The following is a 26,249-nucleotide window of genomic DNA, read 5'->3' as shown; positions in this document are numbered from 1 at the left end:
GCTTGGATAGGTTGATGCGGGGGGAAAATCAGTTGGAGCGTCGGCCGTACAGCTTCTTTTTGCCGTCAGGCTTGGCGGACTGCCCTCGGGCTGCCGCCGCCCGGCGGCGCTGATCGACATAGACGGCGAGGACGAGAACGGCGCCGACTGCCACCTGCTGCCAGAACGGCTGAATGCCGACGATGACGAAGCCGTTTTGGAGTACCGCGGGGATGAAGAGGCCAATGACGGTTCCGAAGATGGTGCCGACACCGCCGAAGAGTGACGTTCCACCGATCACGACGGCGGCGATTACGTTAAGGTTTGTCGCTGACTGACCGGCGATAGCGGTCGTGCCGTACTGGGACAGCGACAGGATGCCTGCCACGCCGGCGAGGCCACCGGAGAGTGCGTAAATGGAAATCAGTTGGCGATCCACTTTCACGCCAACCCGGCGGGCGGATTCCTCATTGGAGCCAACGGCGAAGGTGTAGAGGCCGAATCTGGTCCGGTGGAGTACGGTCCCGAAGATCAGGATCAGGACCATCGCGATCAGGGAAATTGTCGGCCAGGTGGTTCCCGGAACGTTGCCGTATCCGATGGTGTCCTGGAGAACCGCAGGGACTTCGCGGATGTCCACGCCGCCTGTGATGACCTGCGCCAGCCCCAAGGCGCCGCCAAGTGTTCCCAGGGTGACAATCAGCGGCGGCACCTTGGCTTTCGCGATGAGAACACCGTTGAGAAGACCCCAACCGAGCCCGCATCCGACGGCGACGAGGATACCGACAATGGCAGTTCCCCATCCAGAATCGCCCATGGCCTGCATCACTTTTGCCGCCACGACTCCGGAGAAGACAAGGTTGGATCCAACGGACAGGTCGATGCCCGAGGTGACAATGACGAAGGTCATGCCGATACCCAGGACACCCAGGATGGAGACGTTCTGGATGATCTGGCGGACGTTGCCCCAGGTCGGAAACACGTCCGGCGCCAGCGCTGTGAAGGCCAGGAAGATGACCATCAGAACAAGCAGGATCTGGAACGATTGAACGTGGAGAACTTGTCGGAGGGTGTGTGCGCGTGAAATCTCGGGTGCCGTCCCGGCTGTCCGGGGTACGGCTTCGGTTGTGGTCATGAGTGTGCTCCATCAAGTGCGCCGGTCATTGCACCGACTAGTTCTTCCACAGTCGTTTTCTTCGCCTCGTAGGTGGCCACCCGGCGTCCGAGCCGGAGTACCTGGACTCGGTCGGCAACATCGATGACGTGCGGCATCGAGTGGCTGATGAACACGACGCCCACACCTTTGTCACGGACACGCCGGATCGTCTCGAGCACGTTTTTTGTCTGTACGACTCCCAGCGCGGCTGTCGGTTCGTCCAGGAAGATGACACCCTTGGCCCAGGCAACAGCACGTGCAATGGCGATCGCCTGCTTCTGGCCTCCCGACATGCTGCCGACTGGGTCGGACAGGCTTCGAACCGTAGCTCCGAGTTCATCGAAGGCTTCCCGTGACTTGGCACGCATTGTCCTGTTGTCCATGAATCCGAGCCGCCCTTGAAAGCCGGGCTTGGGGATTTCGCGGCCCAGGAACATGTTTTGGGCTGCGTTCAGGTGTGGTGCCAGGGCAAGGTCCTGATAGACGGTTTCGATGCCCAGGCTGCTGGCATGGCTCGGGGAAGTCAGTTCAACCTCGCCGCCGGCAAACAGGATCTTGCCGGAGTCCAAAGCAAGGTTTCCCGACAGTGCCTTTACGAGGGTCGATTTTCCGGCGCCGTTGTCACCTATGAGGGCAACCACTTCGCCTGCGTTGACATCGAAGTCGACGCAGTCGAGGGCGCGTACATTGCCAAAGCTGCGGGTGAGGCCGCGGGCTTCCAAAACGGGGATTGTTGTCATGGTGTAACACCTGTCAGCTGGTACGGGACGAATGCGGCGGCCCCGGCCCTGCAGCCGGAGACACTTCGTTGTGCTGTCACTTCTGTCTTCCTCTTCATTCAGGCCTTCGTGAAGGTCTCACGGCTGTGGGAATAGCTCAGGTCGATGATCAAATCGGCGCGTTCCCGGGTAGCAGCAACGACCGCGGCATTCCTTTGGTCGCTGCCAAGTACCCACGCTTCTGCTTCCGCGGGCGGCTTTCCGAAGGCTTCGTGGCGCCGGAGCAGCCGCAGCTGCCGCTCGTCGTCGCTTAGGTCCAGGAACCAGACCTCGTCGATCTGCGCCCGGCTCTCCCGCCAGCCTTCGGCGTCCAGGAGAAGATAATTCCCTTCGGTAATGACCAGGGGAACCTCGCGGGCCACCGGGATCGCGCAGCCGATCGATTCCTCCAGGCTGCGATCGAACATCGGGGCATAAACAACCGGCTCGCCGTTCGCCTTGAGCCGGCGCAGCAGGTTGGCATATCCCCAAGGGTCAAACGTGTCCGGAGCGCCCTTGCGGTCCGTCGAGCCACGCGCAGCAAGAACTCCGTTAGCCAGGTGGAAAGCATCCATTCCGACCCGGGCAGCCTGGCCATCCAAGGCATCGGCGATAGCCTGCGCCACAGTGGACTTTCCTGCACCCGGCGCTCCCGCAATGCCCAGGATGCGCCGGCTTCCGCTGACAGCGAGGGTACGGGCCCGCTCTACCAGCTCATCCAAGGTGCACGTCAGATGCTCGGCTTCCTGCTGGGAAACCTGGGGTCGAACTTCAGCAGTGTTCATCACTGTCTCCTCCGTTGGTCATGCCACGGTGAAGAAGCTCTGCTGCTACACCCTTGAAGCGCTGCCTTGAATCAAGCTCGCAGGTCTGGATCGAGTGACTCTAACCCTCGGCTTCGAGGAACTCGCTGTGACCTGCCTTACAGAAACTTAGATGCCCCATGTCATCGATGTCAAGGAAAACCGAAAAACTCATGTCATCGATGACATGAGTTGCTTGAAGTTACTGCGGACATCGGGCAGGATGGGGTGGGCGGCGGATTGTCACCGATGACATCTTTAGCAGTGGAGGTGTTCCCGCTTTCGAACAGCCCAGCCTGTAGGGTGTGCCCAGCGAACAATGAAGGAGCCGAACCGTGACTACGATGCAGGATGTGGCCACACGCGCCGGGGTGAGTGCCAAGACGGTTTCCCGGGTTTTTAACGACGACCCGCACGTCACGGAAGACACGCGGCAGCGCGTTCAGTCGGCAATGCGCGAACTCAAGTACGTGCCGAACATGCTCGCGCGCACCTTCCGCGAGGGCAAATCCGCCGTCATTGGCATCGCTGTGCCTGACGTCGCCGATCCTTTCTTCGCTGCCGTCACGAAGGGGATTGAGCTGGCGGCACGCGAACACGACATGGCCATCGTCGTGACCAGCCTCGGGGATAACCCGTCCCTGGAGCAAAGCATCATTGAAGCGACGGTCCGCCGCCAGATCGACGGCCTCATTATCGCCCCGATCGCAGCCGATCAGTCCTACCTCGCACGGTGGCAGGACAGCTTCCCCATCGTCTTCATTGACCGCGTACCCACCAAGCTCAACGCCGACTACTTCGTCGAAGACGATTTCGGCGGCGCCTTCGAAGCGACGCAGCACCTCATTTCCCACGGCCACCGCCGCATCGCCATCGTCGGAGACTCACCGGACGTCCCCACCACTAGGCTGCGCCTGGAAGGCTATCGTGCCGCCCTTGACGATGCCGGTTTGGAGATCGACGAGGATCTGATTGTGCTTGGGTCGCGCGACGCGGACGCTGCCGCCCAGGTCTGCAAGACCCTGCTGGCACTGAGCGATGCGCCTACGGCTATCTTCTCCTCCAACGCGCGGTTCTCAACGGGCGTTTTCCCGGCCCTTCAGGCTTTGAAAAGAAGCGACATTGCGCTCATCAGTTTTGGCGACTTTCCCATGGCGGATGTCCTCCAACCCTCGGTGTCAGTCATCGACCAGAACCCTCGTCAGGTCGGACGGATTGCTGCCGAGCGCATCCTCGCCCGAATCGCGACGCCCGACAAGAGGTTCCGGCGCAAAAACGTCATTCCCGTCAGGCTGATCGAACGCCAGTCGTGCCAGCCAGCAGGCGCGGTGCTGGCATCCTCAGTCGCAGTGTGACGCCTCGAGGTTCCACTCCCCCACCGAATCTTTCCCGCACCGGAAATCAGCAGCCAATGGACGCACAAGCACCTTTGAGTGGGCCTGCGACCGGAGCACCTCACGGTCTCGGCCGACGTCGGCGGCCCGGGTCTGGCCGGTACCGTCCGGCGCATCGAATACCTCGGCGCGGACACCCTGATCGGAGTCCAGCCGGACCCTGCCCTCGGCCTGAAAATGTTGGAACTCAACCAGGACGACCTCATCTGGATCCGCCAGACGGGACAAGCACGCCTGATGGCCGGAGATCCCTGCACCATAGCCCTCGAGGCCAGAATGGCCAGCTACTTCGACAGCGAGACCGGCGCGAACCTGGCATCATCCGACCAGGTCTCGGCCGCTGGGTTGCTGCCAGTGCGTGGCTGACCCGCGACACCTTTGTCCCATCTCAGCAACAAGGAAGCGGCTCAACGCTTCGCTCGAGGGACTCCTGGCGGAACCCGTGGAGGTCGTCCGCCTGGTGCCGATCCCCGCCGGAACTTCCCAACAGGGCGCACTCTAGGCAGTACCCGCTACCGGCAAGAAGCGGACGACGGCGGGACTTCCCGCCGTCGTCCGCTTGCGTTGGTGTCATTGACCTGCAGAGCCGGCCGGCCGCCTACTTGTCGACCAGCGTGATGTCGAATGAGTACAGGTCCGGGCGGTAGGAATGGCGGCCGATGTCGACAGCCTTCCCGAGGCTGTCGTAGACCCGGCGGTTGACGGTAAGGACGGGAGCTCCGGGAGGCATTTCAAGGAGCCGCTCCTCGTCTGGCTCGGCTGTGCGGGCGCCGATGTTCTGCTTGGCCACCCGCATGGTTGCGCCGCGGGCTCGCATCAGCCGGTAGAGGCCGCCTTGCTCCAACTGTCCGTGCGACAAGGCGGCAAACCTTTCCGGCAGGTAGTTCTCGAGGATGGCGAACGGGACGCCGTCTGCGAGACGTATCCTGCGCAGGTGCAAGACCCTGGCGCCAGGTCCGGTGCCGAGGGCTTCGGCAACTTGTGGAGGGGCTGTTATGAGCTCGTGCGTCAGAACGCTGGAACTCGGGCGCTTGCCAATCCTGGACAGGTCTTCAAAGAGGCTGGACAGTGCCACATCCCGGGTGAGCTGGCCGTGGACAACCTGGGTGCCGATTCCCCGGCTTTTCACCAGGAGTCCTTTGTCGACGAGCTCCTGGATCGCGTGGCGGATAGTTGGCCGTGAGAGGCCCAGCCGTCGCCCCAGAACCATCTCGTTCTCCAGGCGTGCACCGGCGGGCAGGCGGCCGGTGAGAATTGCTTGCTCAATGCAGGACGAGACCTGGGAGTAGAGGGGAACGGGACCTGCGCGGTCGACATCCACGAAAAGGTCCTCGGGCAAGACGATGTGATCCTGCAGCATTGTGGTCCTCCGGAATGACGTTGCGAACGGGTGGGGGCAGGAAGCCGGCGGACGTCCGTTGACGATGAGAAACCGTGACGTCTGCTCGACTCGACGGCCCTGCCGCCCCATGGGCAAGGCCGTCGCCGGGGAAACTCTTCCGAGGCGGGTGCCGGGTCCCGTCATCACCGGATTGTCGGGTCAGGCCGCGGTGGCGTTCTCACGGTATCGGCGGATGCCAAGTTCACCTTCGACGACGGCGGCAGTCAGTTCTTCGACGCTCGTGTCTTCGCGGCGAACGTCGAGGATCTTGCGCCCGTGGTTCATGACGATGTGCCGATCGCAGACTTCGAAGGCGTGGTGGAGGTTGTGGGTGACCAGTACGGAGCTGACTCCGTCGGCCTTCAGTGCCCGCAGGTAGTCCAGCAATGCTTCCGTGGCGCGCACCGCGAGCGCAGACGTAGGCTCATCAAGGATCAGGAGGCTGCGCTTGAAGTGGACGGCCCGGGCAATGGCCACCGCTTGCGCCTGACCTCCGGACAGCGACGAGACAAGCTGCTTGGAGCTCTTGATGCCTTCAATGGTCACCACGGAGTCCAGGATTTCGGAGGTGATGGCATCCATCTCCTTGATCTTCATCAGACCTAGGCGGTTCGTGATCTCGCGGCCCATAAAGATGTTGCGGCTAATGGACATCTGCGGGACCAGCGCCGAGTCCTGGAAGATCGTTTCGATGCCCAGGCTCTCGGTCAGGGCCCTGTTCACGTGCGGGTGCTTGGTGCCGTCCCAGGAGAAGTCGCCTGCGGTGGCCGCGACCACGCCTGACATGATCTTGACCAGTGTCGACTTACCGGCACCGTTGTCACCAAGGAGGCCCACAACCTCGCCTTTTCCGATGTCGAAAGAAACATCGTCCAGGACGGTGTTGACGCCGTACTTCTTGGTGATGCCCTCAATCCGGAGCAGGTAGTCCTCGTTGATGGTCATGATGCTTTGCCTTCCATGAGCTTGTTGAAGATGGCGGCGACCACGATGATCAGGCCGACGAAGAGCTGGATGTAGAAGCCGGGCGCCTTGCCCAGGATCAGGCCGTTTTCGATGATGCGGATCAGGGCGGCGCCGACGATCATGCCGATGATGGTGCCCCGGCCTCCGAGGAGGGAGGTTCCGCCTACCACGGCAGCGGCAATGGCCATCAGGGTGTAATCCTCCGTGGAACCGGGCTGCATGGAGGAGGTCCGGACCGAGATCAGGATGCTGGCCAGGCCCACCATCGCTCCGAACAGGGCGTAGGAGAGGAGCTTGACCTTGAGCGGGTTGATGGAGATGGCCCTCGCGGCCGATGCGTTGCCGCCGACGGCGAAGATGTGGTTGCCGAGCTTGTGGCGGTGCAGGAAGAACCACGCCACTACTCCGACCACGATCATCCAGACCAGCTGCGAGCGGAAGAAGCCGAAATCGCCGGCGAAGAGGGTGACGAGTGCTTCGTCTTTGCCCTTGCGCAGCAGCGCCGGTGCCGTGCCGTTGATGAAGATGCTGGCCCCGGTCCAGAAGAACGCCATGCCAAGAGTGGCGATGAAGGACGGGATGCCGGTGATTACCACGATCAGTCCGTTGATCAGGGCAATACCGGTGGCCGCGGCGATTGCGGCCAGGACCCCCCAGCCCCAGCCGAACGAGTTGGAGACGTGAATGAACGTGATGGAAGAGAACCCGATGCTCGCGCCCAGGGAGAGGTCGAATTCTCCGGCGATCATCAGGATGCCGACTCCGATGGCCAGGATGGCCAATACCGGAATGCTCTGGGAGATGACGCCCGAGAGGTTGTTGGCCGACAGGAATGGGAAGGCGGGGCTGGCGATGCTGGCGATGACGAAGCCGATGATGACGACCGCCAGGATCGCGCCGATTTCGAGGGCTCCACGGCCACGGGTGTAGCGGATGTAGTCCTTGAATTTCTCGGCTGTTGTGACGGGTTGGTTATCGGCAAGACGGCGGACTTTGGTGATGGCCCCCGTTTCCAACGGCGCCGTGAGGACGTGTTGGCCGGTGCCTGTGTCTTGTGGTGACATGACCTGATCTTTCGATGACAGCGGCGTCGGTGCCGCGGAATGGAAGAGGTGGGCACTGAGGCCCGGACGGGGGACGGAGCGGGGGCGTGGCCGCCGCTCCGTCCCCCTTATGACGCAGTTACCAGCGGACGCCCTGGAGGTCCGGCGCTTCGAGGTTTCCCACGTTTGTCTTGTCGATGAGGGAGACGCCGCCGGAGTTGATGTTCGCCGGTGCCAGGCCGAAGTCGATGGCAAGGGCGCTCTGCATCAGCGACTGGAATCCCTGGACGAAGCCCTGCTGGTCGGCCGTGGCGATGATGTCCCCGGCCTTGATGCCGTCGATGACCTGGGGGGAGGTGTCAAAGCCGACGATAGGAACCTTCACGCCGGCTGCCTCCATGGCAGCAAGGATGTTGCGGTGCGGGGTGCCTCCCAGGGGGGCCACTGCCTTGACGTCCTTGTTGGCGATGAGCCACGAGGTGAGGGAGTTCAGTGCTTCCTCATCGGAAGCGGAGGTCCGGAGGTACTCGCCCTTCGCACCCACCTCGTCGAGCGCTTTCTGCACGCCGCCGCCCCGCTGGATGGCGTAGTTCTGCTCGGGCTCTTCGGCTGGGAAGAGGACCTTGTCACCGGCGCCCAGCTTGGCCTCCGCAGCGAGACGCTCGCCAACGAGCGTGCCGACTTCAAAGAAGTCCTGACCGACGAAACCGCTGACGCAGTCGGCGGCACTCTCGGGTGCCGGCACGTTGTAGGCAACAACCTTGATGCCTGCCTTCGAGGCGTCACACGCCACCTTGACCCACTTCTCGCCTTCGTTGAACGGCATCACGATGACGGCGGGCTTGGACGCGGTGGCTGTTGCCACGAGGTCCACCATTTTGTCCGGATCGGCATCGGCGGTCTGGTGCGTCAGCTGCAGGCCACCGAGAGTGGAGGCGTCTTCCGCGCCCTTGAGGATCTGGGCCCAGAATGCGTCGCCGGCAGGGTTGTAGTAGGTCAGGAAGTACACACTGCGGTTTTCGGCGCGGCTGCCGAACTTGTCGGCCAGGCCGGTGGTTGATGATGCATTGGACGTTGCGGTGCAGCCTGCCAGCGCCAGCGTAGCCACGCCCGCCATGGCAATTACGCCGAGTCCCCGCTTGAAGGTAGAAATAGGTTTCACTTCGTCGTGTCCCTCTCATAGGTGCCGAAGCCTGCCTCCATCCGGAACTGGTGTCCGGTGGGAGCGGCCGATCTTCGACTTATTGTCAGGACATTCTTACGCCTAATCCCTGGCACGTGCAAGGCTTTTTGAAAAAGTCCTGTCTCGTGCCAGTTTTGTGACGCGGGGCACACGGCGTGGATTGCGGATGCGGGCATGCAACTTCCGCGGGAAACGCTGCGCCGGGACGTCGGCGGCAGCGCCGGCCTACCTGGGGTGCAGCTGCGCCTCTGACCGGGGCTGGCCCGTACTTCCCCTGATGACCAGCGTGGGAACGATCATGCGTTCCTGGGGCGCCGACTCCTGGTCTGACATCATCTGAACGGCGGCCTCAACGGCTGCCGTGCTCATTTCCGCGGGATCCTGGCGGACGCTCGTCAGGTCAAGGAACGACAGCCTGGCGATGCGGCTGTCATCGTAGCCCGTGACCGAAACATCCTCGGGCACCCGCAATCCGGCACGCAGAAGCCTATGGATCAGGCCCATGGCAGCGTGGTCGTTGGAGCAGACCACCGCGGTGGGCATGACCGGCTCCGCGAGAAGCGACTCGGCGGCACTGGCGCCGGATTCCTCGGTGAAGTCCCCGCCGATCTCCCGGACCCGCGAGGGCAGTCCGTGCCTGTCCATGGCCGTCACGTATCCCTGGTGGCGGGCAGCGAATTCAGGAAGTGACCGCGTCAGCACGTAGGCAATATCCCGGTGCCCGAGTTCCACCAAATGGTCCACGGCCGCCGCGATCCCCCGCTGCCCGTCTGACCGGACAGCACTGCAGACACCCTGCGGCAGGGGTCTGCCGATGCTGACCACCGGCAGCCGCTTTGCCAGTTTCCGCAGCTCGTTCACAGGCGTTTCCGGCGAAATCAGGATGACGGACTCAGTGCGGAACCCGAGCAGTTCCGTGATGGCATCCCGCTCGTCCCGCGTCGCCGTCAAGGCGCCGAGAATCAGGTTGTAGCCACGCGCGTGGGCCGCCGCATAGAGGGCTTCCACAATGTCGTCCGCGGATGAGTGGGCGGGGTTGAAGAGCACGCCGATGTAGTTGCTGCTCCGCCGGCGAAGTGACCGCGCTGCGATGTCAGGGCTGTATCCGAGCTCGGAAGCCGCCTCAAAGATGCGTTCCCGCGTCGAGGAACTGACGCCGGCCTCATTGCGGAAGGCGAGCCCCACAAGCTGCCGTGAAACGCCGACGCGAGTGGCGACGTCCATCATGGTCGGCCGTTTAGAGATCACTTGGACATCCTATACGCGGAGGGTTGATGGCCCTCCGCCGGGTTTGTCAGGACATCCCTTGACGAAAAACTGGCACGTGCTAGTCTTTAGGAAATCGCGCTCAGATCCCCTTCCTCACACGGCTGAGGCCTCGTTCCCTCATCCAGGCAAACCCCACGAAAGCAGGGCCTACCAATGTCGTTAGCCACTGATCCGAACACCACCGACATCCAGCAATGCCCTTTCAGCGGCGCCGCACTCGCCGGCGAAGAATCACTCAGGCCGGACCCTGTCGCGGCGCCCGGGATTGGCCCGAATCCCGCTCTGGAGACAGATCCCGGCGTCTTCTACGATCCGCTCTCCTACGCCGCGTATGACCATCCCTATGAGCTGTACAAAATCCTGCGGGACAAGGCGCCGGTCTACTACAACGAGCGCCGCGACCTCTACGTCGTCTCGCGTTACACCGATGTCCAGGCAGGCCTGCGAAACCACGGGCAGCTCTCCAGCGCCCTGGGCAATGACATGGACGGTACCCATGCTTCCTACGGGGCGGGCAACCTGATCATGGTGGACGCTCCCCGGCACACCTCACTGCGGTCAGCCGTCCGCCGCGTCTTTATCGGACGCGAGATACTGTCCAAGGAAGACGGCATCAGGGAACTCGCCCGCCACCTGATCACGGAACTCCGCGAGAACGGCGGCGGTGATTTTGCCACTGAGGTGGCGCTTCCGTTGGCTATCGGTGCGGCGACGAAAATGATGGGCATGGCCGTCGAGGACAGCGGAATGCTGCAGGAACATCTGCTGCGCTCCATGGTGCGGACGGTGGGCGAGTTCGGAGTGCCGGATGACGCCGCCGTCTCCAACCAGGAAGCCGAAGAGCACATCGCGGAAGTGTTTGGGAAGCGGAGCGAAGAGGTCGAAGCCGGCGGCACCGCCACAGGGTCGGATGCCATCACCCAAATCATCCTCGGCATGCACACCGGGAAGGTGGAGCCGGATGAACAGGTGGGCCTCGCCCATCTGATCCTGTCGGCAGCTATCGACGCCCCCGCCGCCCTCCTCACCAACCTCGTGGCCACCCTCGACAAGTTCCCGGCTTTCCAGCGCTGCCTTGCGGAGGACCCGGCGGACATTCCAGCCTTTGTGGAGGAGACACTCCGCTTTGACACCCCCGGCCAGAACCTCTGCCGGCAGACCACCGCCGAGATCACCATCGCCGGCGTGACCATACCGGCGGACTCCCGGGTGATGTTCCTGCTGGGCTCCGCCAACCGGGACGAAAGGGTCTTCCAGAACCCGGACTTCTTTGATATCAGCCGCGAGTTGACGCCGGAGAACCGCATCATGACCTTCGGCGACGGTATCCACGCCTGCCTGGGCGCACCCCTGGCCCGGCTGGCCGGACGCGTCCTCGTGGAGACTCTCCTCGAAGGCCCTGAGATCCGCGTCGTCGGGTTGCCGGAGCGCTGGGCCAAGCAAATGGTCCGCGGCTTCGCAAAGCTTCCGGTGAAGTTCGTTGACTGAGGTCAACGGCTGGGAGAACCTCTCCGGCCTGCTGCCACAGTCACGCGGCTGGATGCACTCCGGTGTCGCAGTCCTCAGCGACGGCAGAGTCCTCTGCGCCCACCCGGAAGGCCGCGACCTGTTGGTCGTCGATCCTTCAGGTCGCTCCGAAACCATACCAACGTCCCTGACCGAAATGCACAGCATTTGCACCTGCGAACGCGACGGCGAGGAAGTCATCGCCGTGGCCGACCCCGGGCACCGCTTCGTCGAGGATCCCGCCGACACGTCGGCCTACGCCGATCATTTCTCGCCCGGGCGCGCAGTGATCCTGAACGGGGACGGAAGCGTCCTCCTCGAACTGGAATGCCCTCCACTGCTGCACTATGCACTCGAGTCGTGGCGCCCGACGTCGATCGCCGTCGACGACTCCCGATACACCGGCAGCGGTGACATCTGGGTAGCCGACGGGTACGGCGCCAGCCTGGTGCACCATTTCGACGCCTCGGGCCACTACCTCGGAACGCGGAACGGCGCAGAAACGGGCACCGCCTTCGCCTGCCCGCACGGGATAATGCTGCGGACTGACCACGGGCACCTCGAAATCTACGTGGCGGACCGCACCAACCGCCGGATCGTGGTCATGGACCCGAACGGAAAGCAGTCGCGGATCCTGGGCGAAGGAGTCCTGGACAGCCCGTCCTCGCTCGTTCTCGTCGGGGACCGGATCTACGTCACCGAACTCTTCGGCGGAGTCGCGAGGTTCGACGGCGATGCATTCACCCGCGTTCTGGAGCGGGCCCGGCCCCGGTCGAACGAGGACGATGCCTGGCCCAACCGCCGCGCTCCCGGGGGCCTGGACGGACCGGTTGTGGACCCCGGGTTCTTCAACAGCCCCCACGGAATCGCTGCTGACGGTCACTGGCTCTACGTCACCGAGTGGTTCATCGGCGGGCGGCTCAGCCGCCTGTCACTCACGCAGTACTAGAACACACTTCCCCGCACCCATCCCACGCGACGACTTTCAGATTGAGAGCAGGACCATGAGCACAACAGAGACCATCTCCGGGCCGATTTCGGACCTCACCCTCGAAGAGGCCCATTTCGTTGCCCGCGTCGCGTCGAAGACACACGCAGCCGACGACGTCGTACTCCTCACCCTCCAGCACCAGGACGGCGAAGACCTTCCGCCGTGGCGACCCGGCGCCCATATCGACCTGGTTCTTTCCAACGGCCTGACGCGGCAGTACTCCCTCTGCGGCGATCCGGCAGATCGGAGCAGCTACGTCGTTGGTGTCCTCAATGCGCCCAACAGCCGCGGCGGCTCGCAGTTCGTTCACGAATCGCTGGCTGCCGGCGATTCGGTGACTGTCCGCGGTCCGCGGAACCACTTCCGGCTGGTCGATGCCCCCAGCTACCTGTTCGTCGCCGGTGGTATCGGAATCACGCCCATTGCCGCGATGATCCGTGAAGTACAGCAGCAGGGGAAGCCCTGGACACTCGTCTACGGAGGCCGGACACTTTCCTCCATGGCCTTCAGGGATGAGCTAACCGCCCACAGCACCCGAACCACCTTGTGGCCCCAGGACCAGAAGGGGATCATCGATCTGCCCACGGCCCTGGGCTCCCCGGACAGCCACACAGCCGTCTACACCTGCGGTCCGGAACCGCTCCTGGCCGCCGTCGAGGCAATCTGTGCCGAGAAATGGCCCTCCGGGTCCCTGCACCTGGAACGGTTCACGGCAAAGAAAGTGGACACCGCGCACGATGTGGCGTTCGAAATCGAACTGGCAACGAGCGGCGTACGGCTGACCGTCCCTGCGGATAAATCCGTCCTGCGTGTTCTCGAAGAAGCCGGCACGCGCATCCTTTCCTCCTGCGGCGAAGGGACCTGCGGCACCTGCGAAACCACGGTCATCGAGGGAACCATCGACCACCGCGACTCCGTCCTCACCCACGAAGAAAAAGCCGAGAACAGCTGCATGATGGTCTGCGTCTCCCGCGCCACATGCCCCGTTCTGGTGCTGGACCTCTAACCTTCCTGCCGCCCAGTTACGCGGACGACGACGGGACCTCCCGCCGTCGTCCGTTTCAGTTTGGTGCCTCACCAGGCAGCTGTGCTCTGCACGTCCGGTCCGGTCCAGTAACGCCACGGCTCCGAATCCTTTGTAGAGATCAACAGCGTTAGAGATCACCAGAGGAAGGCGGGCATGAGCGTTCGGCAGGAATCCGCGACGTGGGCGGCCACGCTGCGGCGGCACATCATTCCAACCGGGCTGGGCTCGTGCACGGTGCGTGTCCAGCAGGGCACCGGCGGGTCCCCGGCGTCCGGCACAGCGGAGGTGTATCTTCACGGCGCCGCGGGATCCTGGACCACTTTTGAGCCGCTGCTTTCCGACGCTTCGCCCCGCGATCGTGTCCTGATTGATCTGCCGGGCTGGGGCGAATCCACCAAGGGAGCCAGGCTGGAACACTTCGGCATCGAGGCGATGGCACGCGCCGTCACTGAGGTGCTGGCCTTGCTAGGCTACCCGCAATGGCACCTCGTGGGCCACTCCATGGGAGGCTTCCTGGCGTTGCATATTGCCGCGGCATGGCCGGAACGGACCGCGAGCGTCGCCGCCATTTCGGCCACGACATTCGGCGTGTCCGAGGCCGCCCGCAAGCCGCTGCTCAGTCTGTCCCGATTCCCGGCGTTCGTCGGCATGAGGCTGCTCATGCGCTCACTGGCGGCCCTGGGTCCGGCAGGGCCGGCCCTGGTCCGTGCAGTCGGCGCAACCCCCGTGATGGGACCGTTGACGGCACCGCTGTTCGCCGATCCCGCAGGCATGTCCGAGGGGGTGATCCGCGGGCTCGGCCGTGGCGCCCGTCCGGCCAGCTTCTCCGCGGCTGCCCGGGCAGTGGCGCACTACGACTTTGACCAGTGGCGCGGCATCCGCTGCCCCGTGCTGGCGACCCGCGGGGACACTGATGTGTTCACGTCTCTTTCCGACCTTGACCGGCTGGCCGCCACAATTCCGAACGTCCGGACTGTGACGATCCCGCGCTGCGGCCACTTCGCCAACGTCGAGCAGCCGGAGCACGTGCAGCAACTGCTCGAGGGCCTGTGGTCACTGTGAAGGCGTTGAATCACAGGTTTGCGGCTTCTTGCTCCGCCAGCCTGATCATACGAAGTTCGTCCTCCACCGCGCGGGACGGCCAATAGTCCTTCGACAGCTCAGTTGCCCGGGTCAGATCTGCCGCCGGGAAGAGCTTGCCGAGCATTCCGGCCGCCTGGAGCAGGGCGATCAGCACTATGGTCCTCGCATCGGGCGCCTTGGAATCAGGCTTGGCAGCAGGGGCCCCGGCACCAGGCTTCGTGGAATCGGGCGTCCCTGCGTCAGCCGTCCCCGCATCACTGGTCCCCGCATCAGAGCCGGCATCGGTCGCCATGGTATCCGGCGGCTCAAGTTCGGACGGCGGGCCGCTGAGGGCGGCCTGGATCTTTTCCAGGAGCGCCGACTCCGGAGCGTGGTCCTTCTCCGGGTACCGCACGGCCCGGAACCGGCCCAGGTGCTTTTCGCCGACATGTTCTACGATGCCCAGTGACGCCATGCCCTCGTAGACACGCTGCACTACGGCGCGGCCCTCCAGCATGCCTACCCACCCCTTGGGAGTGTGGGGCCGGGATTTGCCACGGATGACTTCCAGCTCGCGCTGGAAGTCCGTTGCCGGGGCGTCGCCGGTGGCCCTGATGCGCTTCCCCTGCAGCTCGATCGCACCGATCAGGTCCAGCTCGGCCAATATTGCCCCTGCCACAGTGGTCCTGAGTGCGAACACCGGCACTTCAGGTTTGCCGTTCATGTCGTTCGTTGCCAGAAGGAGGAAGGCCTGGGGAAGGTTCAGCTCCGCCGCCTTCGGTGTTTCAGCGTCCATACGAACATGGTGGCCCTGTTGGGCGCCCACCACAATGAGGATTTACAAAGGCGAGCGGACGACGGCGGGACCTCCTGCCGTCGGACGCAAGGATGGCCCCGTTGATGTTGGTGATGGTGGGGCCGGGGTCCACTGCATTGAAGCGCAGGCCCTTGGGCCCGTACATCACGGCCGAGTTCCTGGTCAGGCCAAGGCTGGGCAGGTGGCCGCCTGTAGACGTGTGCTCAGCGCTGGACCAGCGCATGTATGCGTCGGGAGATTTCTTCGCCTGCCAGGATGCCGCGGGCATCGGTGACGCGCAGGTGATCCCTGCGGAAGTCGACGTCGGCGAGTTCTCCGTGGGAGGGACGGAAGGCGACGTCAGCTTCGGCCAGCATCGGCCCGTCCAGCAGCGAATCCCCGGCGGCGATCACCCGGGAGGCCCCAGTCCGCCGGGCGACTTCTGCGACGGCGCTGTTCTTCGTCACCGCGTGCGGCACACAGTAGAGCTTGCGGCCCTGGACGGACACCGTCCAGCCGAGCGAGGCACACCATGCGTCCAGCTCCCGCACGAATTCCGCGGGCATGAGCTCCCGGTCCACGATGGCGTAGAGGAAGAGCTCTTCGGCCTGGCGCAGCCGGAGAATCCAGGACCGGTAGGCCTCCCGGGACAAAAATTCCTCGATGACGGCCAGCGGCGCCGAGCCCTCCGAGACCCGTTGCCCGACTGTGGTCTGCCACTCGATGTCCGGCTCGCCGTTCTTGAGCAGGACACCGCCGTTGGTGGTGACCGCGTATTCAGGCACGGCACCGGGCAGCCGGACCCGCCGGTACTGGGCCTCGGTCCGGGTGGTCACTGGGACGAAGATGGTTGTCCGGGTCAGTTCGAGCAGCAGCCGCTCGGCGGTGCGGGTCATAAACGAGATCGGCACCCCCTCGTGGAGCTCCGCAACCACCATGTCCGGTGCCAGGTGGTCGGGGACGTCCAGAAAGAAGGCCTTCGCGGAGTAGATGAGGGTCCGGTCAAGGTCCGAGGCCAGCAGGACGGAATTCACAGGGCGGCCGCCGCAGTGACTCCATCGGCGCCGGATACCCCGCTGAACGTCGGATCGATGAGCCCCACGCAGCTGAAGGGCAGGTGCGGCACCTCCAGCACCGGTACATCGCGCTGCTGAGCCAGCAGCAGGATGTGGGCTATCTCGGGCGCGGCATCAGGACGCACCAGGATCTTCCACGGCACCCTGCGCAGCAGCACGCGTGTTGTCTCGCCGACTCCGGGTTTGATGAGGTTCAGGTCGTCGATCCCGTGTTCCCGGCCGAGGCTTTCCACGGCGAGCCTGCCGGCCCAGGTGGGCGTCCGGTCCGCGGCCAGCAGCGCCCCGGCTTCTGCCCGGGCGAACGATTCGACGGTTGGGAAATGGCCAGAGACGGCGGCCAAGAACTCCCGCGAGACGTCGTCACCGCGCAGCTGGTGGTAAAACTTGGCCCCGTGGAAGTCGTCGGGGCCGATGAACTCCGTGTTGAAGACCGTGCGGGACACGAGCCCGGACACCGTCGAGTTCAGGCAGGCGGAGGGTATGAGGTAGTCCTCGCGCGTGCCGTACATGGCGGCGCAGTGCCCGGGATCGGCGAGCACGGCGAGGTCCTTGGGGAAGGCAACACCGTCGGTTTCGGCGAAGCGGTCGAGGCCGGCCGAGAGCTCGCGGGTGATCGCGCCCTTTCCGGTCCAGCCGTCCACAAAGAGGATCTGCTCCGGGTCATGGTGGGCGGCCAGGTATCGCAGGGCCGTCTGGTCCGGCCCGACGCCGCGCACGATGCTCATCGTGTAGTGGGGAAGGTCGATGCCGTGGATCTGCTGGGCCCAGCGGCGCATCAGGATGCCGACCGGTGTGCCGGCCCTGGCCAGGGAAACCAACACAGGCCGGTTCCGGCGCGCGGCCAGCGCCATCTCGGTCACGGTGCCCACGGCCTGCGCGACGCGCGCGGCGGAGCGTTTCAAGGCGTCCCGGTACAGCTGCTGGTACTGCTGCGAGGGCGAATATTCGATCGGCAGGGACTCTGCATAGCTCGCCCTGCCCGATTGCATCGCGGCTTCACGATCGGCCGCGGGCGCTTCCAGCGCGGCATCACCGATGTCCTGGAGCAACCAGGTGACTTCCTCCGGTGCGTAGGAACCGAACGCCGGTCCGGCCAGCGGCGCCGGGAGGACGGGTGAGGCGGGCAGGAGGACGACCACGACCGCGCTGCACACGGCGACAAGCGCCTCCGTCACGCTGCCGGGACCCGAGAGGACCTCCGCGGGGGTCCCGGGTTCGGGCATCAGGACGATCGTGCCGAATCTGCGGCCGACGGAGGAAACATTGTGGGCGAAGCGCACACCGGGGCCGTCCACGGTGACGTCATGGCTGGCGAACCGCACCGTGCCCGTGATGGCGTAATCCGGGCGGTCCAGGGCGACGATCGGGGATCGGGTGGTAGTGGAGAACCGGACGCCGCGGTCCGGATTCAGCCGGTCCAGTGCATCGGCCACGGCCAGGGGCACGTGGATGAACTCCTCGCTGCCCAGGACCAGCACGGACTCCGCGCCGGCCGCCTGCGGAAGGGCCCGGTGGATCGACTCCCCGACGTCGGCCAGCGTAGCCGCGGCGGGGGAACCGCCGTTGCCGAACCGGTCGCTGCGGACAGCTGCGCCGACCGTCCCGGGCCTGAGGAAGGTCACCGTTCTGGGTGCCCAATCCGGGGTTTCCGGCGCCTGCGGCAGTGCGGCCACCACCTCCTCGGCACGCTGGAGAATGTCCGCGCCCAGGGTGATCTGCCCCGTGCCCAGAGCCACCACCCGGATGCGGGTCCCGAGCCGCTCCGCGAGTTCGTCGAACCGGGCCCGGTCCCCCGGTGTCCGCAGGTCCACGAGCGCAGCCACCGTGTAGCTGGGATGGGGAGCCAAGGCGTGGAGTTCGGTGATGGTGTTGATGATCGTGGCCCCGGTGCTGAGTTCGTCGTCGACCAGCACCACCGGTTCAGGGGCGTTCAGGCGCCGCGGATCCGTGGGGAGCAGCCGGTGTGAGGTGGCGTGCGAATGTGATTCCTCGAAGGACCCGTAGGCGGCGGCGCCCGCCGGGGCGTGCCGGGAGGAATGGATGTAATACGAGCCGATCGTGTCAGCCACAAGCCGTCCCAGGCCGGTGGCCGTCTCCGCGTAGCCGATGGTAATGATCTGCGGGTTGCGGGTCTTCAACCCGGCGAGCTGCAGACGGAGGCTCTGCAACGCGGCCCGCCGGCCGCCGTCGTGCGTTTCCCCGCGCAGGAGCGCGGCGAGCCCGGCCGCAATGGTCGGAGTGACGGATACGGATTCCGGGGTATCAGACAGAGCCTCGCCGACGAGCACTCCCAGCAACTCACCGGCGGCTATGACCAGCCCGGGTTCAGAGGGGACGTGTTTGCCGAGCACCCGGGACACCAGCAGGTGGGCCCGCTTGGGGTTGCGGCGCAGTGCCAGTCCCACGAGGTCCTCGACCGGCAGCAGGCTCGCGGAGTGGTCCGTCGTGATGCCGACGCCGAGGGCGTCCCGCACAAAACCGCCGGTCCAGATGTCCTGGCTCAATTCATGCTCGCTTCCAGAAGGTCAACGTAAGTGATGTTCTCGGCGGCAACACCAAACGCTGCGGCACGCAGCAGCGTCTGGCCGGCCCAGGCCTGATGGGGCTTCATCTCATTCATCTTGTTGCCGTACGGCGAGGCCGAGGCGCCGCCGCCGTTCTTGCCGGCGATCTCCAGCGCGTCCACGTATTCCTCGTGGCTGACGACGCACATGGCATGGACCAGCGGGACATGGGTGGGGTGGATGACCGTCTTGCCCAGCAGCCCGTTGGCCAGGTCCAGTTCGATTTCGCGGATCAGCCCGTCGAGGTTGGCCGTCAGAATCCGATCGCGCAGCGGCATCTCATTTGCGTCGGCGAAGGGAGTGCGCCGCAGCAGGGGGCGCAGCACCCGCTCGCTGTTGCTGTAGTGCTCCCAGACCGGGCCGGAGATCACGAATCCGTTGTCCGGCCGGCCCAGCATATTCACGATGTCCCCGATCACGGAGGCGACCACCTTGACGTCATAGATGGTCAGGTCCCGGGAGCGGCGCAGGCCGAAAGCACTGGACATGTCCGTGGCGCCCACGCGGACGGCCAGGACATCCTCCTTGTTGGCTTGCAGCACGTCGCAGATACCGGACAAAGTCCTGGCCCGGGTCTCGCCGTGGATCACGAGCGGAGATTCCATGATGGGCATGATCCGCAGCCTGCGGCCGCCCCCGCGTGAAGCGTTGATGGTATGCAGGGCATCCAGGAACCGCTGGGCCTGGCCGGTCTCATTCTCGAACTTCGGAATGACAAAGCCCACCAGCAGGTCCAGTGCCTTACCGCAGCGGCTGGCCAGGCTCAGCATCTGTTCCGGCGTGCGGACCCGGAGAAACAGCAACGGCCCCTCGTCGGAGTGGAAGGCGCCGACAGCGTCGCTGCCGCTGTCGCCACTCCTGTCGTCGTCGCTGCCGATGCCGCTCCCGCGGCGCGGCCCGGCGGAACCGGCATGCAGCCGGGTCAGCGTGTTCACGACGTTGGTCTCTGCAGAGTCCACCGCATCATCGGCGATGGAATCCTCGAGGCAGATCACCATGCTCAGGCAGCCGCGGGCAGCCTGTTTGCGGATATCCTGAGCCAGGTTCGGGCGGTCCGCCGGAGTGTAGAGCGTGGCGCCCAAGGCCACGGCCAGCACCGCTGGCGCCGAGCCCAGGCTCAGCTCCTGCGGAGCGATGTGGAAAAGGCGCGAGGCATTCTCGTCGCTAAGAAAACTGAAATGGCGCATGCCGTCCCGTCAGTGTCCCTGCCGACGGGCGGCAGCGTTGGTGGTCATGGAAAAGCCGAATTCCTGCCAGAGCTCGGCGGCGTCGGCGCGGGCCGGCACCGGTTCGGCGCGCAGCTCGATGACTCCATCGATCGCGGTCAGGGACAGGATGTATCTGAGCTCCCCGCTGGCCGCGGGCAGCGTCACGGTGCCGCCGTCGAAGATCTCCACGGTCAGCGGGGCCGAAGGCTGTCCGATAAAAAGCGCCCGGCGCAGCTCGCGGATATGCCGAAGTGCCACGACGGCGGTCCCGTCCATGTAGCCCACAAGCGGGCGGTTTCCCGAGCACTTGATGGAAGTGCCGGAGACGGCGCCGTCCACGGTCATTGCCCCGGTCACGCGTTCTGGGCTTTCCCATGCCGCCGAGGTTGCCCCCGTCACCAGCAGGCTGCCAATCGCCGACTGGCGCCGGTCGAGGCGGATCATCGGTGTCTGGGCGTTGAGCAGCCTCGTCTCGCCGATCCCGGGAGCCGGAAAGAGCCTGGTGGGCCGGGTCTCGGCTGCCGGCCGGGCTCCGGCCCATGGGGTCGCCGCTGACGTGGCTGGTGCTGGCGATGTGGGCGCGGACGATCGGCTTAGGGACAGCGACGTCACGGCCGCAGGGGACACCGGAGACGACGGCGGCGCTGTCGCCGGGGCGGATGTTTCAGCGCGGGCGGCCGGCTTGACCCGGCGGCTGAGGTACGTGATGTCCGTGCGGGTGCTGGACCTGTTCAGTGCCATCGCCTAGACATCGAACCGGAAGTCGGCTGCCACGCCGCGCAGGCCAGTCGTGTAGCCCTGGCCCAGGGCCCGGAACTTCCAGTCTTCGCGGTGGCGGTACAGTTCGCCGAACATCATGGCGGTGATGTTGTCCTGCGGGGACTGGGGAATATCGAAGCGCACGAGCTCCTGATTCTGTGCGGTAGCCACCCGGATGTACTGGTTGCGGATGGCGGAGAAGGTGCCGGGCCCGCGGAGATCGGGGTCCACGTAGACAATGAACGTAATCTTGGCGACGCCGGCCGGCACCAGGGACAGGTCGACGTCGATCTGCTCCTGGTCCTCGGTGCCGGCGAAGGCCACCGAGCCCTCCGGGCTGGCGATCTGGTTGAAAAACACCAGGTGATCGTTCGAGACGGCACGGCCGCCGGCGTCGCACATGATCGCCAGCGGAACCAGCTCGGACTGGGGCCCCCGGCTGGGAATGGACTGCCAGCCCAAGCCGACCAGGATCTTGCTCAGTCCCGGGTTCTCGGCCGTCAGCGCGGCGTTGGCCCCGGCCACAAGATTGCCCATCAGCGGCCTTCCAGACGAAGGCTGGACGGCGCGAACTTATCCTCGAGGAACCGGCCGTGGGTGGACAGCTCGGCAATGGCACCGATCCGCACCTGGTTGGCCAGGTCACGAGCTATTTCCTCGAGCGTGGCGAACTGTTCCGCCAGCAGCCGCGTCGGCCCGGATTCCTCAGTCCTGGCACTGTCCGGGAGCGCCAGATAAGTGCGCAGGGGATCCGGGATGTAGCTGCAGACGATGGAATTCAACAGCACCTGCTGCTCCATCGAAGCCCCCTGCTCGACCATATGGCTCACCAGCGGGCGCAGCACATCGTCGATTTGGCGCAACTGCGAGGACACCGACGTCGGCAGCTCAGCGCCGGCCCGCCGGATGGCGCTGCGCAGGTTGTCCAGGGATCCGGCGGTCTGCGCCATCTCGGCGTCGGCCGTTGGCTCGGGAGCCTGCTCGGTGATGCCCGGCACGGGGGCGCCGCCGAACAGGGAGCCGATGAACTTACCAATCACTGCGTTACCGCCTGCTGCTTTCCGCCGTCACTTAGTCTGTCTTGCCCTGCCGCGCGCGTTCCAGGTACGGCTTGGCCTTCAGCACGCTGGCTTCGAGGGCCCCGACGGTGCTCTCCATGTTCTTGGCCGCCTCCGACCGGAAGGTGTCGATGGCATCCATCGTGGCGAACACATTGTCGAAGGCCTTCTGCAGCGTCTCCACGCTGACCCCGGAGCTGGACGCCTGCTGGTGGATTCGGGAAGTCTGGTCCTTGAGCATTTCGCTGGTGCTCAAGATCATGTTGTTGGTGGTGGTATTGACAGCGTCGATCTGGTCCAGGACCATCTTCTGGTTGGCCAGGGCCTGGGCCACGATCACCGCCGTGCGCAGGGCCGAGATGGTGGTGGTCCGCGCCCGCTCCACACCCTTGATCAGTTCAACGTTGTTCTTGCGGATCAGGTCCATCGCCAGGTACCCCTGCACCGAGACGGCGAGCTGGGTCAGGATGTCCTGGTGGCGCTGACGCACGGGGAACAGGACGTCCGCCTCCATCTTTTGCGCCTCGGTAATCTGCCCGGCGGCGCGGGTGGAGTCGATCTTCTCCATGCAGGCGGCATCCAGTGCCTTGGCGAAGACGGCATATTCGCTCAACGCCTGCATCGTTTCCCAGAGCTGGACTTTTTCGTTGGCCAGGCTGGCATTGTCCTTGAGCAGCTCGTCCTGGCCCGTCATCAGGGCCTTGATGATCTGGTTCAGCTGGGTCTGCGCCGACTCGTACTTCTGGAAGTACTTGGCCAGCTTGTTGCCGCCGGGGATGAAGCCCAGGATCTTCTTGCCAACGCTCATGTTGGCCTGGTTGGGAGTGAGCTCCTCCACCGTGCTCCGCAGCTCACCCAGGGTGTTGGCGACCGCAACCTGAGCGCTGTTCCCGGACTTCTTGGCGCCGGCAATGGACGTCGAGGAACGCTCCAGCAGCCTGCTGGAGGAGTTGCTGGACGCTGTGATCTCGGCGCTGCCGATCTTATTGATGCCATCGACCTGCGCGGAGAACTCCGGGCTGCGCGCGTCCAGTTGGGCCAGACCGGCCACGAACTCCCTGGCCTGCCTATTGATCTCGGCCCGTCGTTCGTCGGGGACCGGCACCATGCCGGGAGCGTCTTCGGGCTGAACTATGGCAGGGGCGTCCGGAGCCTGAAGCACCAATGAAGCCTCTGCGGCGTCGGGGGGAGTCAACGGAGAATTCATGATGCTGCCTTTTCAAGAGGTCGGTGGTGTCCCGGTTTCGATTGGCCGGGACACCACCTCAGGTGGAAACGATGCGGAGCCGAAGTAGTCAGTCCGGACTCTAATCAGTCCGGGACACTAATCAGCTAAGGTCGACGCCGAAGTCCTTGGCGATGCCGGCGAGTCCGGTGGCGTATCCCTGTCCGACGGCCTTGAACTTCCAGTCCCCGTTGTTGCGGTAGACCTCGGCGAAAATCATCGACGTTTCGGGCGCCGCGTCCTCGCTCAGGTCGTAGCGGACGATTTCCTTCTCATCGATCTGGTTGACCACCCGGCAGTAGGCGCTGCGCACCTGGCCGAAGTTCTGGCCGCGCGTTTCACCCTGGTCGATGGAGACCACGATGACAACACGCTCGACGTCGGCAGCAACCAGGGAGAGATCGATCAGAATCTGTTCGTCGTCGCCGGCGCCTTCGCCGGACCGGTTATCCCCCAGGTGGCTGACGGAGCCGTCCGCGGCAGCGGGCTGGTTGTAGAAAATGAAGTCCGCGGAGGACCGGACCTTGCCGTCGGCCGCCACCAGGAGGGCGGAGGCGTCGAGGTCGAAAGGTTCTCCCGTCGTCGTACGCGGGTCCCAGCCCAGCCCGACCACAGCCTTCGTCAGGCCTGGTGCGCTCTTCGTCAGGGACAGATTGCTGCCTTTGGTAAGGGTTAGTCCTGCCATGTTTGTACCATTCCTTCGTGTTGAATCGATCTTGCGAACTAGTCCAGCGAAATGCCGAAATCGGTGGCGATGCCGTGGAGGCCCGTGGCATAGCCTTGGCCAACCGCCCGGAACTTCCATTCGGCACGGTTGCGGTAAATCTCGGCGCAAATCATCGACGTTTCAGGTGCCGCGTCCTCGCTCAAATCGTAGCGGACCACTTCCTGATCCGTGTCCTGGTTCAGCACACGGCAGAAGGGAGCCTCGAACGACTAGAGGACGGCGGCAGCTGGTGCGATCAGATCCGCGACCGAGCGGCCCTGGGCCCGCTCCCCGATGGCCTTAAAGGTCCAGCCCGCGCCGTCACGGGATACTTTGGACATGATCATGGCCGAATGGGTCCCCGAGTCGGTCAGCTGGTACTTGGCAATTTCCGGGCTTCCTGGCGTGGAGTCGTCCACCAGCCGGCAGAAGGCATTCTGCACCTGGTCGAAGGTCTGGCCGGTGTAGCTGCTGATGACGAAGACGATGTGTGCCACTGCCGGGGAGACGAGCTCCAAATTGACCAGGATGGTCTCGTCATCGCCGTCGCCGTCGCCCGTCAGGTTGTCCCCGGTATGACGCGTGGAGCCGTCTTTGCTCTGCAGCTGGTTGTACCAGACCTGATCCAGCGACTTGCCAGCCGCGTCGAAGAAAATGGCCGACGCATCGAGGTCGACCTCCACCGACTTGGCCTTTCCGAAAAAGCCCTTCTTGACCGGGGCCGCCGAGTCCCAGCCCAGCCCCATCTTGGTCTTAGTGAGCGATCCGCCGTCTTTTTTGGTCAGCGACAGCGACTGGCCCTTCTGCAAGCTCAATCCCATAATTTTCTCAACCTCCAGCTAGTTTGAATACTCGAGTTCTCAGGTCCCAACGACTCCGGCCGTGCGCTAGTTCCGTGCGTACATGTGAAGTTAGTGGGGGCGAGGACGCGGACCATGCCGATCAGGCGGGTTCGAGAGCGATCCTAGCCGGAATCGAGGTGATGGCGAAGCCGTGGCGCGGGCGGAGCCGGACAAGGCGGCCGTGTATGGTCTCGTCTAATTGGCGAATCTCAAAAGCAGGACGGCTCTTGCCGGAAGGCATTCACACGAAGTCAATTTCCAGTAGGGATTGAATTCAAATGGGGGAAAATGACAGACATCAAGTATCAGGCGCGTCTGCAGGTGCTGTCTCAGTGGGCGACTGAGGCAGCTGGGCAGGGTCACCTTGTTCCGCGCATCGCCGATCTGGAGGCCATCTCCGCGGCGAGGACCGTCGATGCCCCGGGTGTGAGCAGGGAGGCCGTCCAGCCATGGTTGCCGACAATCCAGTGGCTGTTGAAACAGGCGGCTTTTGGTGTTGTGGACCCACATGTCCAGCTCCCCGACGAATTGTCGCGGCCCGTGCGTGCGGCCCACGCTCTCCAAGTCGTTCCACCCGACGAAAATTCAGCCGACGCGCCAGCGCCGCCGGCGATGGAATTAAGCCTCGTGGCGGTCGTTTCCCCGGACACGGAACACGGAAGCAGCCACGCCGCCGAAGCCGTCACAGTCATCGCGGAGATCAAACCCGCTCCCCCAATTGCCAAGGGACCGAAGTGGGAGTCCGAGGCCCATGAGCAGGTTAAAGACGCCGTTCAGCGATTCACCAAACCACTCCACGATCTCCTCACCCGTGATGCCAATGAGGGCGACACCCGCCTTTTGATTACGGACATGCTCTGCGAGGGTTTGGGCTATGACAAATTCCGCGACCTGACCACCGAATACATGGTCAGGCAGGATTTCGCGGACTACGGCGTCAGAATTGACAAGCAGCTGATTGCCTTCATAGAGGTCAAGCGGGTGAGCCAGAAACTCAATGAGCGCCACCTTCGCCAGGTCCAAATGTATGCGGTCAACGAGGGTGTGGAATGGATGATCCTCACCAACGGCCAGGTTTGGCAGGCCTACCACCTGACCGGTGGGCTCCCCGTGATTTTGAATCTCGCCTTCGAGGTTGACCTCCTCGGCCCTGAATCGCTGGAGGCAAAAGCGGACAAAATGTTCTTCCTCCACCGGGAGGCGCTGAAGCGCCGTCGGATCGATGAGCTGTGGAAGCACCGCGCGGCAACATCGCCGGATGCGCTGCTGGACGTCATCCTGTCCGACTCGGTGCTGGACATCATCCGCAAGGAAATCAAGCGGAATACCGGAATCACCACAACGGTCCAGACGCTGGCGGCAGTGATCCGGACAGAGATAGTTGACCCTAAGCTTCGCAACAGGTAGAGCGGACGACGGCGGGATCTCTCGCCATCGTCCGCTCGCGGTGGGTGCCACTCCCCCAGCGCTGCGGTGTCGCGGTCAGCGGGGAAGCCG

Annotated in this window: 26 protein-coding genes; 7 read left to right on the top strand and 19 right to left on the bottom strand. The window is 64.4% G+C overall.

Annotation, left to right across the window (positions count from 1 at the left end; all coding sequences use genetic code 11):
- Nucleotides 1-28: 28 nt before the first annotated feature.
- The 3 genes from ACX80X_RS13255 to ACX80X_RS13245 all read right to left on the bottom strand — a co-directional run bounded on the left by ACX80X_RS13255 (nt 29) and on the right by ACX80X_RS13245 (nt 2,678).
- A complete protein-coding gene (locus tag ACX80X_RS13255; RefSeq protein WP_252600462.1) occupies nt 29-1,114 on the bottom strand; it encodes an ABC transporter permease in 1,086 nt (361 codons plus the stop codon).
- Nucleotides 1,111-1,875, bottom strand: coding sequence for an ATP-binding cassette domain-containing protein (locus ACX80X_RS13250; RefSeq protein ID WP_252600461.1), 765 nt, complete (start codon nt 1,873-1,875; stop codon nt 1,111-1,113). Before ACX80X_RS13250 ends, ACX80X_RS13255 begins: the two co-directional genes overlap by 4 nt.
- 98 nt (nt 1,876-1,973) lie before the next feature.
- Nucleotides 1,974-2,678: a nucleoside/nucleotide kinase family protein gene (locus tag ACX80X_RS13245; protein WP_252610989.1), complete on the bottom strand. Its 705-nt coding sequence runs from the start codon at nt 2,676-2,678 to the stop codon at nt 1,974-1,976.
- Between the two features lie 362 nt (nt 2,679-3,040).
- On the opposite strand from ACX80X_RS13245, the gene ACX80X_RS13240 reads away from it, so the two are divergent.
- Nucleotides 3,041-4,051, top strand: a complete 1,011-nt coding sequence (locus ACX80X_RS13240; protein ID WP_459312292.1) for a LacI family DNA-binding transcriptional regulator — start codon at nt 3,041-3,043, stop codon at nt 4,049-4,051.
- A 78-nt stretch (nt 4,052-4,129) separates the two neighbouring features.
- On the top strand, nt 4,130-4,456 hold the full coding sequence (locus ACX80X_RS13235) for a TOBE domain-containing protein (RefSeq protein WP_459309606.1): 327 nt from the start codon (nt 4,130-4,132) through the stop codon (nt 4,454-4,456).
- Between the two features lie 232 nt (nt 4,457-4,688).
- Here the strand turns inward: ACX80X_RS13235 and ACX80X_RS13230 are convergent, their stop codons facing one another.
- From ACX80X_RS13230 to ACX80X_RS13210, 5 genes are all read right to left on the bottom strand, one after another.
- Nucleotides 4,689-5,450 carry a GntR family transcriptional regulator gene (locus tag ACX80X_RS13230; protein WP_459312270.1) on the bottom strand — a complete coding sequence of 254 codons (762 nt, stop codon included), beginning with the start codon at nt 5,448-5,450 and terminating at the stop codon, nt 4,689-4,691.
- A 180-nt stretch (nt 5,451-5,630) separates the two neighbouring features.
- The gene (locus tag ACX80X_RS13225; protein ID WP_252600457.1) at nt 5,631-6,416 is read right to left on the bottom strand and encodes an ATP-binding cassette domain-containing protein; all 786 of its coding nucleotides are present in this window, start codon (nt 6,414-6,416) and stop codon (nt 5,631-5,633) included.
- The gene (locus tag ACX80X_RS13220) at nt 6,413-7,501 is read right to left on the bottom strand and encodes an ABC transporter permease (RefSeq protein ID WP_459312268.1); all 1,089 of its coding nucleotides are present in this window, start codon (nt 7,499-7,501) and stop codon (nt 6,413-6,415) included. The genes ACX80X_RS13225 and ACX80X_RS13220 overlap by 4 nt, the downstream gene beginning before the upstream one ends.
- A gap of 118 nt (nt 7,502-7,619) precedes the next feature.
- Nucleotides 7,620-8,642 (bottom strand): substrate-binding domain-containing protein, encoded by a 1,023-nt coding sequence (locus tag ACX80X_RS13215; protein WP_459312266.1) that lies wholly within the window; start codon nt 8,640-8,642, stop codon nt 7,620-7,622.
- A 246-nt stretch (nt 8,643-8,888) separates the two neighbouring features.
- Nucleotides 8,889-9,911, bottom strand: coding sequence for a LacI family DNA-binding transcriptional regulator (locus ACX80X_RS13210; protein WP_459312264.1), 1,023 nt, complete (start codon nt 9,909-9,911; stop codon nt 8,889-8,891).
- Between the two features lie 174 nt (nt 9,912-10,085).
- Here ACX80X_RS13210 and ACX80X_RS13205 point away from each other — a divergent pair, with 174 nt between their 5' ends.
- From ACX80X_RS13205 to ACX80X_RS13190, 4 genes are all read left to right on the top strand, one after another.
- Nucleotides 10,086-11,420: a cytochrome P450 gene (locus ACX80X_RS13205; RefSeq protein WP_252600450.1), complete on the top strand. Its 1,335-nt coding sequence runs from the start codon at nt 10,086-10,088 to the stop codon at nt 11,418-11,420.
- Nucleotides 11,413-12,387, top strand: coding sequence for an NHL repeat-containing protein (locus ACX80X_RS13200; protein WP_459312262.1), 975 nt, complete (start codon nt 11,413-11,415; stop codon nt 12,385-12,387). Before ACX80X_RS13205 ends, ACX80X_RS13200 begins: the two co-directional genes overlap by 8 nt.
- 55 nt (nt 12,388-12,442) lie before the next feature.
- Nucleotides 12,443-13,435 (top strand): PDR/VanB family oxidoreductase, encoded by a 993-nt coding sequence (locus ACX80X_RS13195; RefSeq protein ID WP_459312260.1) that lies wholly within the window; start codon nt 12,443-12,445, stop codon nt 13,433-13,435.
- 174 nt (nt 13,436-13,609) lie between these two features.
- A complete protein-coding gene (locus tag ACX80X_RS13190) occupies nt 13,610-14,518 on the top strand; it encodes an alpha/beta fold hydrolase (protein ID WP_459312258.1) in 909 nt (302 codons plus the stop codon).
- A 10-nt stretch (nt 14,519-14,528) separates the two neighbouring features.
- On the opposite strand, the gene ACX80X_RS13185 is transcribed toward ACX80X_RS13190, so the two are convergent.
- The 11 genes from ACX80X_RS13185 to ACX80X_RS13135 form a co-directional block, all read right to left on the bottom strand.
- Nucleotides 14,529-15,314, bottom strand: a complete 786-nt coding sequence (locus ACX80X_RS13185; RefSeq protein WP_256473039.1) for a GOLPH3/VPS74 family protein — start codon at nt 15,312-15,314, stop codon at nt 14,529-14,531.
- 224 nt (nt 15,315-15,538) lie between these two features.
- Nucleotides 15,539-16,348, bottom strand: coding sequence for an HAD family hydrolase (locus ACX80X_RS13180; RefSeq protein ID WP_252568455.1), 810 nt, complete (start codon nt 16,346-16,348; stop codon nt 15,539-15,541).
- Complete coding sequence (locus tag ACX80X_RS13175) at nt 16,345-18,894, bottom strand: phosphoribosyltransferase domain-containing protein (RefSeq protein WP_459312256.1); 2,550 nt, start codon at nt 18,892-18,894, stop codon at nt 16,345-16,347. Before ACX80X_RS13175 ends, ACX80X_RS13180 begins: the two co-directional genes overlap by 4 nt.
- Nucleotides 18,891-20,141 carry an HpcH/HpaI aldolase/citrate lyase family protein gene (locus ACX80X_RS13170; protein WP_252600442.1) on the bottom strand — a complete coding sequence of 417 codons (1,251 nt, stop codon included), beginning with the start codon at nt 20,139-20,141 and terminating at the stop codon, nt 18,891-18,893. The genes ACX80X_RS13175 and ACX80X_RS13170 overlap by 4 nt, the downstream gene beginning before the upstream one ends.
- 9 nt (nt 20,142-20,150) lie before the next feature.
- Complete coding sequence (locus tag ACX80X_RS13165; protein WP_459312254.1) at nt 20,151-20,903, bottom strand: hypothetical protein; 753 nt, start codon at nt 20,901-20,903, stop codon at nt 20,151-20,153.
- Nucleotides 20,904-20,906: 3 nt separating this feature from the next.
- Entirely contained in the window at nt 20,907-21,458 is a 552-nt protein-coding gene (locus ACX80X_RS13160; protein WP_252575924.1) for a TerD family protein, read from the bottom strand.
- Nucleotides 21,458-21,961, bottom strand: a complete 504-nt coding sequence (locus tag ACX80X_RS13155) for a hypothetical protein (RefSeq protein WP_252568461.1) — start codon at nt 21,959-21,961, stop codon at nt 21,458-21,460. Before ACX80X_RS13155 ends, ACX80X_RS13160 begins: the two co-directional genes overlap by 1 nt.
- Nucleotides 21,962-21,992: 31 nt before the next feature.
- The gene (locus ACX80X_RS13150) at nt 21,993-23,186 is read right to left on the bottom strand and encodes a toxic anion resistance protein (RefSeq protein ID WP_252568462.1); all 1,194 of its coding nucleotides are present in this window, start codon (nt 23,184-23,186) and stop codon (nt 21,993-21,995) included.
- Between the two features lie 121 nt (nt 23,187-23,307).
- Nucleotides 23,308-23,889, bottom strand: a complete 582-nt coding sequence (locus tag ACX80X_RS13145) for a TerD family protein (protein WP_252568463.1) — start codon at nt 23,887-23,889, stop codon at nt 23,308-23,310.
- Nucleotides 23,890-23,927: 38 nt separating this feature from the next.
- Complete coding sequence (locus tag ACX80X_RS13140) at nt 23,928-24,116, bottom strand: TerD family protein (RefSeq protein WP_374208695.1); 189 nt, start codon at nt 24,114-24,116, stop codon at nt 23,928-23,930.
- Nucleotides 24,117-24,140: 24 nt separating this feature from the next.
- Nucleotides 24,141-24,731: a TerD family protein gene (locus ACX80X_RS13135; RefSeq protein WP_252568464.1), complete on the bottom strand. Its 591-nt coding sequence runs from the start codon at nt 24,729-24,731 to the stop codon at nt 24,141-24,143.
- 309 nt (nt 24,732-25,040) lie between these two features.
- Between ACX80X_RS13135 and ACX80X_RS13130 the strand changes: the two genes are divergently transcribed.
- Nucleotides 25,041-26,159, top strand: a complete 1,119-nt coding sequence (locus ACX80X_RS13130; protein ID WP_252568465.1) for a type I restriction enzyme HsdR N-terminal domain-containing protein — start codon at nt 25,041-25,043, stop codon at nt 26,157-26,159.
- Nucleotides 26,160-26,249 lie beyond the last annotated feature (90 nt).

The organism is Pseudarthrobacter sp. MDT3-1 (genome assembly GCF_054510755.1).
Note: the sequence above shows the minus strand (reverse complement) of the source record. Positions and strands in the feature narration are given on the sequence as shown.

What these genes read in the sequence shown, in the direction of transcription:
- ACX80X_RS13255 (WP_252600462.1), bottom strand. Translation starts at nt 1,114, where the DNA reads ATGACCACAACCGAAGCCGTACCCCGGACAGCCGGGACGGCACCCGAG.
- ACX80X_RS13250 (WP_252600461.1), bottom strand. Translation starts at nt 1,875, where the DNA reads ATGACAACAATCCCCGTTTTGGAAGCCCGCGGCCTCACCCGCAGCTTT.
- ACX80X_RS13245 (WP_252610989.1), bottom strand. Translation starts at nt 2,678, where the DNA reads ATGAACACTGCTGAAGTTCGACCCCAGGTTTCCCAGCAGGAAGCCGAG.
- ACX80X_RS13240 (WP_459312292.1), top strand. Translation starts at nt 3,041, where the DNA reads ATGCAGGATGTGGCCACACGCGCCGGGGTGAGTGCCAAGACGGTTTCC.
- ACX80X_RS13230 (WP_459312270.1), bottom strand. Translation starts at nt 5,450, where the DNA reads ATGCTGCAGGATCACATCGTCTTGCCCGAGGACCTTTTCGTGGATGTC.
- ACX80X_RS13225 (WP_252600457.1), bottom strand. Translation starts at nt 6,416, where the DNA reads ATGACCATCAACGAGGACTACCTGCTCCGGATTGAGGGCATCACCAAG.
- ACX80X_RS13220 (WP_459312268.1), bottom strand. Translation starts at nt 7,501, where the DNA reads ATGTCACCACAAGACACAGGCACCGGCCAACACGTCCTCACGGCGCCG.
- ACX80X_RS13205 (WP_252600450.1), top strand. Translation starts at nt 10,086, where the DNA reads ATGTCGTTAGCCACTGATCCGAACACCACCGACATCCAGCAATGCCCT.
- ACX80X_RS13195 (WP_459312260.1), top strand. Translation starts at nt 12,443, where the DNA reads ATGAGCACAACAGAGACCATCTCCGGGCCGATTTCGGACCTCACCCTC.
- ACX80X_RS13190 (WP_459312258.1), top strand. Translation starts at nt 13,610, where the DNA reads ATGAGCGTTCGGCAGGAATCCGCGACGTGGGCGGCCACGCTGCGGCGG.
- ACX80X_RS13185 (WP_256473039.1), bottom strand. Translation starts at nt 15,314, where the DNA reads ATGGACGCTGAAACACCGAAGGCGGCGGAGCTGAACCTTCCCCAGGCC.
- ACX80X_RS13170 (WP_252600442.1), bottom strand. Translation starts at nt 20,141, where the DNA reads ATGCGCCATTTCAGTTTTCTTAGCGACGAGAATGCCTCGCGCCTTTTC.
- ACX80X_RS13165 (WP_459312254.1), bottom strand. Translation starts at nt 20,903, where the DNA reads ATGGCACTGAACAGGTCCAGCACCCGCACGGACATCACGTACCTCAGC.
- ACX80X_RS13160 (WP_252575924.1), bottom strand. Translation starts at nt 21,458, where the DNA reads ATGGGCAATCTTGTGGCCGGGGCCAACGCCGCGCTGACGGCCGAGAAC.
- ACX80X_RS13150 (WP_252568462.1), bottom strand. Translation starts at nt 23,186, where the DNA reads ATGAATTCTCCGTTGACTCCCCCCGACGCCGCAGAGGCTTCATTGGTG.
- ACX80X_RS13145 (WP_252568463.1), bottom strand. Translation starts at nt 23,889, where the DNA reads ATGGCAGGACTAACCCTTACCAAAGGCAGCAATCTGTCCCTGACGAAG.
- ACX80X_RS13135 (WP_252568464.1), bottom strand. Translation starts at nt 24,731, where the DNA reads ATGGGATTGAGCTTGCAGAAGGGCCAGTCGCTGTCGCTGACCAAAAAA.
- ACX80X_RS13130 (WP_252568465.1), top strand. Translation starts at nt 25,041, where the DNA reads ATGACAGACATCAAGTATCAGGCGCGTCTGCAGGTGCTGTCTCAGTGG.